Origin of the sequence: Pseudomonas onubensis, from assembly GCF_965653655.1 — a bacterium.
Taxonomy (GTDB): domain Bacteria; phylum Pseudomonadota; class Gammaproteobacteria; order Pseudomonadales; family Pseudomonadaceae; genus Aquipseudomonas.
This window is the reverse complement of the sequence record NZ_CBFHAZ010000068.1, coordinates 25,170-34,998: the sequence shown is the minus strand read 5'-3', so window position 1 is coordinate 34,998 and position 9,829 is coordinate 25,170. Positions and strand designations below refer to the sequence as shown.

Here is a 9,829-nt window from a genome sequence, read left to right as displayed (position 1 = left end):
GGCTTGCTCGCGAATGCGCAGTGTCAGTCACCAGATGTACTGGCTGATCCACCGCATTCGCGAGCAAGCCCGCTCCCACATTTGATCGCATTCACAACGCCCTTCTATCGTTCTGCCCCTCCATCACGCAAATCAATCTTGCTATCCAGCCTCTATTCGCGCACTTAGACTCGGGCCATTCCCTTCAAAGGTAAGCCGCCATGTCCGAGACGCTGCTCAGTTCCCGCAATCTGGCTTTCGAGCTGTACGAAGTCCTTGATGCCGAGGGCCTGACCCAGCGCGAGCGGTTTGCCGAACACAACCGTGAAACCTTCGACGCCGCCATCAGCACGGCGCGCAGCATTGCCGAGAAGTACTTCGCGCCGCACAACCGCAAAAACGACGAAAACGAACCGCGCTATGAAGACGGCCAGGCGATTCTGATTCCGGAAGTCAAACCCGCCGTGGACGCGTTTCTGGAAGCAGGCTTTCTGAACGCTGCCCGCAGTTTCGAAGCCGGGGGCATGCAGCTGCCTACCCTGCTCTCCCAAGCCTGTTTCGCACATTTTCAGTCAGCTAACGCGGCTTCAACGTCATACCCATTCCTGACCATGGGCGCCGCCAACCTCATCGAAAGCTTCGGCACCGAGGAACAAAAACAGCGCTTCCTGCAGCCGATGATCGAAGGCCGCTTCTTCGGCACCATGGCCCTCACCGAACCACATGCCGGCTCGTCGTTGTCGGATATTCGTACCCGCGCAGAGCCTGCGTCTGACGGTACGTATCGGCTCAAGGGCAACAAGATCTTCATCTCCGGCGGCGACCACCCGCTGTCGGAAAACATCGTGCACATGGTGCTGGCCAAGCTGCCGGATGCGCCGCCTGGGGTGAAGGGCATTTCGCTGTTTATCGTGCCCAAATTCCTGGTCAACGAGGATGGCAGCCTGGGCGCACGTAATGACGTGCTGCTGGCCGGGCTGTTCCACAAGATGGGCTGGCGTGGCACTACGTCTACAGCACTCAACTTCGGCGATAACGGCAACTGTGTCGGCTACCTGGTGGGCAAACCGCATCAGGGCTTGAGCTGCATGTTCCAGATGATGAACGAGGCGCGCATCGGCGTGGGCATGGGCGCGGTGATGCTGGGTTACGCCGGCTACCTCTATTCCCTGGAATATGCCCGCGAACGCCCGCAAGGTCGCCTGCCCGACAGCAAAGACCCGAGCACCGCACCGGTTTCGATCATCCAGCACGCCGATATCAAGCGCATGCTGTTGAACCAGAAAGCCTATGTGGAAGGCGCCTTCGACCTGGGCCTGTACGCGGCTCGGTTGTTTGACGACACCACCACGCTGGCAACCGAAGCCGAGCGCAAGCACGCCCACGAACTGCTCGACCTGCTCACGCCCATCGTCAAGTCCTGGCCATCGGAGTTCTGCCTCAAGGCCAACGAACTGGCAATCCAGATTCTCGGCGGCCACGGCTACACCCGCGAATACCCGGTGGAGCAGTACTACCGCGACAACCGCCTGAACCCGATCCACGAAGGCACCCACGGCATTCAGTCCCTGGATTTACTCGGGCGCAAGCTTGCGCAAAACGGCGGTGCGGGCTTGAAGCAACTGATCCGCTTGATCGCCGAAACCGGCGCTCGCGCTCAGGAATACGCCTCACTGACGCCACTGCGCGAACCGCTGGAGCAACTGGTCAACCGCCTGCAAAGCGTGACGATTGGCCTGCTGACGGATCTCGCCCACGGCAAGGTCAACAGCAGCCTGGCAAACTCGGCGCTGTACTTGAAGGTGTTCGGGCACACGGTAATTGGCTGGCGCTGGCTGGAACAGGCGATTCGCGCCGAGGAAGGCTTGGCCAAGGGCAATGCGGCCGATGTGGCCTTTTACAAAGGCAAGCTCCAGGCTGCCCGGTACTTCCTGACCTGGGAAGTACCGAGCTGCCATCATGAACTGGCGATTCTGGAGGCACGCGATGACACGTGCCTGGGCATGCAGGATGCGTGGTTTTAAGGCGTTCCGATCGCCTTGGAAATCACTTCGACCGTGGCGCTGACTTGCTCTTGGTAACGGTCGAGTTCCTGCTGGTGGTGCTTTTGCATGTCGATCTGCTCGGCGCACAGGTTCAGCGCGGCCAGTACCAATAATTTGTCACCGATCAGGGTCGGGTACTTTTTCTTGGTAGTGGCCAGGGAAGCCTTGAGCATGGTCACGGCGTGCATCAGGGTTTGATCTTCCCCTTGCGGTGCCTTGATCGAGTAATCCTCTCCGAGAATCGAAACGACCTTTATCCCTTCATTCATGCGCCGACAGGCCCTGCGCTCACGCGCTCAACCAGCGCCTGGATACGCGCGGCGGTGGCGCCGTGCTTTTCTTCCTGCTCCATAAGGTTGAGTTGCAGGCTGTCGTTTTCGTCCTTGGCGCGGGCCAGTTCCGCCTTCAGGGTTTCATTGCTGCCGAGCAGGTCTTGGTTCTGTTGTACGAGGTCAGTGACAAGCTGTTCAAGCTGGCTGAGGGATGCTTCTAACATTTTGATTTCTCGGGCATTTTCAAAGGGCGGTGACGATAAAGAAAATTCACCTCGGATGCCAGGGTTATCCCCGGCAGGCAGCCCGATTTTTAAGGGCCGGGCCGCACTTTCGAGCCTTAGTGACTGCATTTACCCGATCTGGTTCCTGAATCCGTCCAACCCCTCGTCAGATGCGACAAAAGCGCGCGCCCCCTTAAGACTTTAGTCGCATGGCCGATACGTAATGCACACCTCGTCTCATGGCCGCACGGATCGCGCTTCTCCCCAGGATTCCCGCATGTCTCTTCGTAATATGAATATCGCTCCGAGGGCCTTTCTTGGCTTTGCGTTTATTGGCGCACTGATGTTGTTTCTCGGTGTGTTCGCCTTGAACCAGATGAGCAAGATTCGCGCAGCCACCGAAGACATCACCCAGTCCAGCGTGCCAAGCATTCGCGCCCTCGACGAATTCACTCAACTGACCCTGCGTCTGCGGGTGCTTTCATATCGCTTGCTGACCAACCGCGAGCCGGACGTGCAGCAAAAGACCCTGGAAGCTTTTGAGCTGCGTAACCAGCAGATTCGTGCCGCCCAAGGCGTCTACGAAAAACTGATCGAAAGCAGCGAAGAGCGCGCCACCTACAACGAATACGTGCGTTTGCTCGGCCAGTACCATCAGATCGAAGAGCGCATGAAGAGTTTGTCTCGCGCCAACCAGATCGACGACCTGCGCAACTTGCTCAACACCGAATTGCTGAGCAACTCCGAGCAAGTCAACGCGGTGCTCACACGCCTGCTGGACATCAACAACCAGATGGCCAACGCCACCAACCAACAAGCCAAAGACCAATATGACATGGCCTTTGACCTGGTAGTGGGCCTGCTGATCATTGCCACGGCGCTGACCTTGCTGTTCGCCTGGCTGCTGACCCGCAGCATCACCTTGCCAATCGCCCAGGCTCTGGAAGCTGCCGAAGAAGTCGCCGAAGGCAACCTCACCCGCCCGATCAAGGTAGAAGGCAACGACGAAGCCGGCCGCCTGCTGGCCGCCATGGCCAAGATGCAGGACAAGCTGCGCGACACCCTGCAACGCATCGCCGGCTCAGCTACACAACTCGCCTCGGCCGCCGAGGAGCTGAACGCCGTTACCGACGAAAGCGCCCGTGGCCTGACCCAGCAGAACAACGAAATCGAACAAGCCGCCACCGCCGTCAACGAGATGACCAGCGCCGTCGAAGAGGTGGCACGCAATGCGGTGAGCACCTCCGAAGCCTCGCGCGCCGCCACCACCTCTGCTGGCGACGGCCGTGACCTGGTGCAGGAAACCGTCAGCGCCATTGAGCGCATGAGCGGCGACGTGCAAGCCACGGCCACCTTGATTGGCGACCTGGCCAATGAGTCCCGCGATATCGGCAAAGTGCTCGACGTGATTCGCGGCCTGGCCGACCAGACCAACCTGCTGGCGCTGAACGCCGCGATTGAAGCGGCACGTGCCGGTGAAGCCGGTCGTGGCTTTGCCGTGGTGGCCGATGAAGTGCGCGCCCTGGCCCATCGCACCCAGCAGTCGACCAGCGAAATCGAGCGGATGATCGGCAGCATTCAAACCGGCACCGAGCATGCAGTGGACTCGATGCGCAACAGCACCGAACGCGCGGAGTCGACGTTGAACATCGCCAAAGGCGCGGGGATGTCGCTGGACACCATCAACACCGCGATTGTGGAGATCAACGAACGCAACCTGGTGATCGCCAGCGCGGCCGAAGAGCAGGCGCAAGTGGCGCGGGAAGTGGACCGTAACCTGGTGAATATTCGTGATTTGTCGGTGCAGTCGGCTACCGGCGCCAGCCAGACCAGCGCGGCGAGCAGTGAGTTGTCGCGCCTGGCGGTGGACCTGAATGGGATGGTGGGGCGCTTCAGGCTGTAACTGACACCAGCAAATCCCTTGTGGGAGCTTGATCGTTCCCACGCTCCGCGTGGGAACGCAGCCTGTGACGCTCCGCGTCACGCCTTAAAGCGGACGCAGAGCGTCCAACGAAGCATTCCCACGCAGAGCGTGGGAACGATCTTTTGACAGCACAGCAATTCAACAGGTTAGAATCGCTGGCACGCAGACTGCATGGTCAGTTTGCGCCCTGTCTTCCCAGTTCTGGAGTACTGCCTTTGAATGCGACGACCATCAACAGCCTGTTCTTGATCGGCGCGTTGCTGGTGGGTGCGAGCATTCTGGTGAGTTCTCTTTCCTCACGCTTAGGCATCCCGATTCTGGTGATCATCCTGGCCGTGGGCATGGTCGCCGGCGTCGATGGCGGCGGCATCATCTTCGATAACTACCCAACCGCGTATCTGGTGGGCAACCTCGCGCTGGCCGTGATCCTGCTCGACGGCGGTTTGCGCACACGGGTGGCGAGTTTTCGCGTGGCGCTCTGGCCGGCGTTGTCGCTGGCCACAGTGGGGGTGTTGATTACCACCGGCCTCACCGGCATGGCGGCGGCCTGGCTGTTTGACCTCAATATCATCCAGGGCTTGTTGATCGGCGCCATCGTCGGTTCCACGGACGCCGCAGCCGTGTTCTCGCTGCTCGGCGGCAAGGGCCTGAACGAGCGGGTCACCGCCAGCCTGGAAATCGAATCCGGCAGCAACGACCCGATGGCGGTGTTTCTCACGGTCACCCTGATCGACATGCTTGCCAGCGGCCAGACCGGCCTGCACTGGAGCCTGTTGACTCACCTGATCCGCGAATTCGGCATCGGCGGCATCGTCGGCCTGGGCGGCGGCTGGCTGATGCTGCAGATGGTCAACCGCATCAACCTGGCCACCGGCCTGTACCCGATCCTGGTGATCGCCGGCGGCCTGGTGGTGTTCGCCCTGACCAACGCCCTGCACGGCAGCGGCTTCCTCGCTGTGTACCTGTGCGGCCTGGTAATCGGCAACCGCCCGGTGCGCAGCCGTCATGGCATTTTGCATATGCTCGACGGCATGGCCTGGCTGGCACAGATCGGCATGTTCCTGGTGCTGGGCCTGCTGGTCACGCCCCATGACTTACTGCCCATCGCCTTACCGGCGCTGGGCCTGGCGCTGTGGATGATCCTGTTTGCGCGGCCGCTGTCGGTGATGGTCGGCCTGCTGCCGTTCAAGGCCTTCCACGGTCGCGAAAAAGCCTTTATCGCCTGGGTCGGCCTGCGCGGCGCGGTGCCGATCATTCTGGCGGTGTTCCCGTTGATGGCTGGCCTGCCGCACGCGCAGCTGTACTTCAACCTGGCCTTCTTTATCGTGTTGGTGTCGCTGCTGGTGCAGGGCACCAGCCTGCCGTGGGTGGCCAAGCTGCTGAAAGTCACCGTGCCGCCGGACCCGGCGCCTATCTCCCGCGCGGCGCTGGAAGTACACGTCACCAGCGAGTGGGAGCTGTTCGTCTACCGCCTGGGCGCAGAGAAATGGTGCATCGGCGCCGCCCTGCGCGAGCTGAAAATGCCCGAAGGCACGCGCATCGCCGCGCTGTTCCGTGGCCAGCAACTGCTCCATCCGTCGGGTAGTACGGTGCTGGAAGTCGACGATTTACTCTGCGTGATCGGCCACGAACACAACCTGCCGGCCCTCGGCAAACTGTTCAGCCAGGCGCCACAACGCGGCCTCGACCTGCGCTTCTTCGGCGATTTCGTGCTCGAAGGCGACGCCCAACTGGGCGCGGTCTCCGCCTTGTACGGGCTCAAGCTCGACGGCATCGACCCGGACATGCCGCTCAGCAGCTTCATCACCCAGAAGGTCGGCGGCGCGCCTATCGTCGGCGACCAGGTGGAGTGGAACAACACAATCTGGACCGTCGCAGTCATGGACGGGAACAAGATCGGAAAAGTCGGCGTCAAATTCCCCGAAGGAAGTCGTCCAGGCCCTGGACTCTTCCTCTAAACTGCGGGGCTATGGCGCCACGCCACCAGCCTCTTTACCTTGCTCGACCGGTATCCATGACCCTACTGCGCACCTTTTTAGCCTCTGCCCTGCTGGGCCTGACCCTCTGCGTGGGCAACGTCTACGCCGCTGACCCGCCCAGCACCGATGCCATCCAGCAAAGCCTGGACAAGCTGCCCGACCGCAAGCTGCCCGACGCCGACATGAAGGCGTTGCAAAGCATCCTGCAACAGACGTTGACGTACCTGGGCAACAAGCAGGATTACGAGCAGCGCCTGGTCGACCTCAAGCGCCAGCTGGCAGACGCCCCGCGCCAGACCACCGACAACCAGCGTGAACTGGTGCGGCTCAAGGCGACTAAAATCGTCCCCGTGGCCCAACGCTATGCCTCGCTGCCCGTGCCGCAACTTGAGCAATTGCTGGTGCAACGCAGCACCCAGCAAGGCGACCTGCAAAAAGAGTTGGCCGAAGCCAACAGCTTGACCATCGCCGCGCAAACCCGTCCCGAGCGCGCCCAGACCGAAATCAGCAGCAGCCAGACGCGCATCCAGCAGATCAATTCGATCCTCAAGGCCGGTAAAGACAACGGCAAAACCCTCAGCGGCGACCAGCGCAACCAATTGAATGCCGAACTTGCGGCCCTTAACGCCCTGATCCCGCTGCGCCGCCAGGAACTGGCCGGCAACAGCCAACTGCAAGACCTGGGCAACAGCCAGCATGACCTGGTGGTAGAAAAGACCGCGCGCCTGGAACAAGAGATCCAGGACCTGCAAACCCTGATCAACCAGAAACGCCTGGCCCAGTCCCAGCAGACCGTGACCCAGCAGTCCATCGAAGCGCAAAAGGCCGGCGGCAGCAGCCTGCTCGCGACCGAAAGCGCGGCCAACCTCAAGCTCTCCGACTACCTGCTCAAAAGCACTGACCGCCTTAATGATCTGACCCAGAAAAACCTGCAGACCAAGCAGCAACTGGACACCGTCACCCAAAGCGACTCGGCCCTGGATGAGCAGATCAACGTGCTCAAGGGCAGCCTGTTGCTCTCCAAGATCCTCTACAAACAAAAACAGGCACTGCCGCGCCTGACGGTGGACCGCAACCTGGCGGACGACATCGCCAACATTCGCCTGTACCAGTTCGAGGTCAACCAGCAACGCGAACTGATCAGCACGCCCAGCACCTATGTGGATAACCTGCTGGCCAACCAGTCGCCGGATGACGTGACGCCTCAATTGCGTCGCACCCTGCTGGAACTGGCGATCACCCGCAGCGACCTGCTCGAACGCCTGAGCCGTGAGCTGAGCGCGCTGCTGAACGAATCCATCACCCTGCAACTGAACCAGAAACAACTGCTCAGCACCGCCACCAACCTGCGCGCCACCCTCGACGAGCAAATGTTCTGGATCCCCAGCAACAAGCCGCTGGACACCGAGTGGCTGGAAACCGTACCCGACCACCTGACCAAGCAAGTCACCACCCTGCCGTGGGCTTCCAGCGTCAGCGAACTGTATGACGGCCTGACCCAGCGCCCGTTGCTGTTCTTGCCGTTGCTGCTGTTGATTGGCGCACTGCTGTGGCGGCGTAAAGCCTTGTACGCGCGCCTGAAAAAGATCCACCTCGATATCGGCCACTTCAAGCGCGACAGCCAATGGCACACGCCGGTGGCGATTCTGGTGAATATCCTGCTGGCGCTGCCGGTGGCCCTGGCGCTGGCATTGTGCGGCTACGCACTGCAAATCGACGCCCGTGGGCAAAACGCCAACTTGGGCGCGGCCTTGCTGCTGATCGCCCAGGCGTGGCTGGTGTTCTACACCGCCTACCGGATTCTCGCGCCGGGTGGCGTGGCCGAACTGCATTTCCGCTGGGAAAAGCCCCAGGTCGAATTCCTCCAGGGCTGGATCCGCAAGCTCGGGCTGGTGGTGCTGGCCCTGGTCGCCGTAGTGGCCATCGCCGAACACCAACCGGCCGCGCTGGCCGACGACGTGCTGGGCATCGCCGTGGTGCTGACCTGCTACGCGCTGATGGCCTGGCTGCTGAGCCGCCTGCTGCTGCACAGCCCGACCCACGAAAAAGCCTCACTGTTCCGTAAAGCCGTGGGCCTGGTGTTTACCGCCCTGCCCGTCGCGCTGTTTATCGCCGTGTGCTTTGGCTACTACTACACCGCGCTCAAACTCAGCGACCGGCTGATCAACACGCTGTACCTGCTGATGTTCTGGCTGGTCATCGAGGCCACCTTTGTACGCGGCCTCGGGGTTGCTGCGCGGCGCCTGGCCTATGCCCGCGCCCTGGCCAAACGCCAGGCCGCCAAGGAAGCCGGCGATGGCGAAGCATTCATCGAAGAACCGACCCTGGACATCGAGCAGGTCAACGAACAGTCCATGCGCCTGATCCGCCTGGCCTTGCTCGGCGGCTTTATCGCCGCGCTGTACTGGGTGTGGAAAGACCTGATCACCGTGTTCTCCTACCTGGACAACGTGACCCTCTACGAATACACCAGCGGCACCGGCGCCAATATCAGCATGGTGCCGATCAGCATCGGCGACTTGCTCGGCGCCTCGATCATCGTCGGCATCACCTTCGCCCTGGCGCGCAACCTGCCCGGCTTGCTCGAAGTACTGGTGCTGTCCAAGCTGGACCTGGCCCAAGGCAGCGCCTATGCCACCACCACCTTGCTGTCCTATGTGATCGCCGGCGTCGGTTTCGTCTCCACCTTGTCCACCCTCGGCGTGAGCTGGGACAAGTTGCAATGGCTGGTGGCGGCGCTGTCGGTGGGCTTGGGCTTTGGTATGCAGGAGATCTTCGCCAACTTTATCTCCGGCATCATGATCCTGTTCGAACGCCCGGTGCGCATCGGCGACACCATCACCATCGGCAACCTCTCGGGCACGGTGAGCAAGATCCGCATCCGCGCCACCACTATCACCGACTTCGACCGCAAGGACATCATTGTCCCGAACAAGACGTTTATCACCGGGCAATTGATCAACTGGTCGCTGACCGACACCATCACCCGCGTGACGCTGAAGCTGGGCGTGGACTACGGCTCCGACCTGGATCTGGTGAAGGAACTGTTACTCAAGGCCGCGCGCGAAAACCCGCGCGTGCTGAAAGAGCCGGAACCCCATGTGTACTTCCTCAACTTCGGCGAAAGCACCCTCGACCACGAACTGCGCATGCACGTGCGCGACCTCGGTGACCGTAACCCGGTGATCGACGAGGTGAACCGCTTTATCAACCGCGAGTTCAAGAACCACCACATCAACATCTCGTTCCGCCAGATGGAGGTCTACCTCAAGAACCTTCACGGCCAGGAATACAAACTGGTGGAAGTCGACACCCCGGCCAAACCCGCCAACGACGGCGGCGTGCAAGAGCCGCCGCCGAGCAAACTCGACTAAACGCCCTATCCCCAGCAGAATGCTCGGACATT

The 9,829-nt window shown here is 61.2% G+C and carries 6 protein-coding genes and 1 pseudogene; 5 read left to right on the top strand and 2 right to left on the bottom strand.

The genetic code is table 11. The annotated features are described in order from the left end of the window. Window positions 1-200 precede the first annotated feature (200 nt). A complete protein-coding gene (locus ACTD9P_RS20280; RefSeq protein WP_438869100.1) occupies window positions 201-2,003 on the top strand; it encodes an acyl-CoA dehydrogenase in 1,803 nt (600 codons plus the stop codon). Here the strand turns inward: ACTD9P_RS20280 and ACTD9P_RS20275 are convergent. Continuing rightward, entirely contained in the window at window positions 2,000-2,293 is a 294-nt protein-coding gene (locus ACTD9P_RS20275) for a cell division protein ZapA (protein ID WP_017138531.1), read from the bottom strand. The two genes, ACTD9P_RS20280 and ACTD9P_RS20275, sit on opposite strands and share 4 nt — an antisense overlap. Further along, window positions 2,290-2,520: a hypothetical protein gene (locus ACTD9P_RS20270; RefSeq protein ID WP_438869099.1), complete on the bottom strand. Its 231-nt coding sequence runs from the start codon at window positions 2,518-2,520 to the stop codon at window positions 2,290-2,292. The genes ACTD9P_RS20275 and ACTD9P_RS20270 overlap by 4 nt, the downstream gene beginning before the upstream one ends. A 223-nt stretch (window positions 2,521-2,743) precedes the next feature. Here ACTD9P_RS20270 and ACTD9P_RS20265 point away from each other — a divergent pair. The 4 genes and pseudogenes from ACTD9P_RS20265 to mscK all read left to right on the top strand — a co-directional run. Then, window positions 2,744-3,520, top strand: a pseudogene (locus ACTD9P_RS20265) (MCP four helix bundle domain-containing protein); the annotation flags it as partial. A 30-nt stretch (window positions 3,521-3,550) separates the two neighbouring features. Further along, window positions 3,551-4,423, top strand: coding sequence for a methyl-accepting chemotaxis protein (locus ACTD9P_RS20260; RefSeq protein WP_438869101.1), 873 nt, complete (start codon window positions 3,551-3,553; stop codon window positions 4,421-4,423). 236 nt (window positions 4,424-4,659) lie between these two features. Beyond that, window positions 4,660-6,402 carry a potassium/proton antiporter gene (locus tag ACTD9P_RS20255; RefSeq protein ID WP_200431732.1) on the top strand — a complete coding sequence of 581 codons (1,743 nt, stop codon included), beginning with the start codon at window positions 4,660-4,662 and terminating at the stop codon, window positions 6,400-6,402. 56 nt (window positions 6,403-6,458) lie between these two features. Then, window positions 6,459-9,797 carry a mechanosensitive channel MscK gene (mscK, locus tag ACTD9P_RS20250; RefSeq protein ID WP_438869098.1) on the top strand — a complete coding sequence of 1,113 codons (3,339 nt, stop codon included), beginning with the start codon at window positions 6,459-6,461 and terminating at the stop codon, window positions 9,795-9,797. Window positions 9,798-9,829 lie beyond the last annotated feature (32 nt).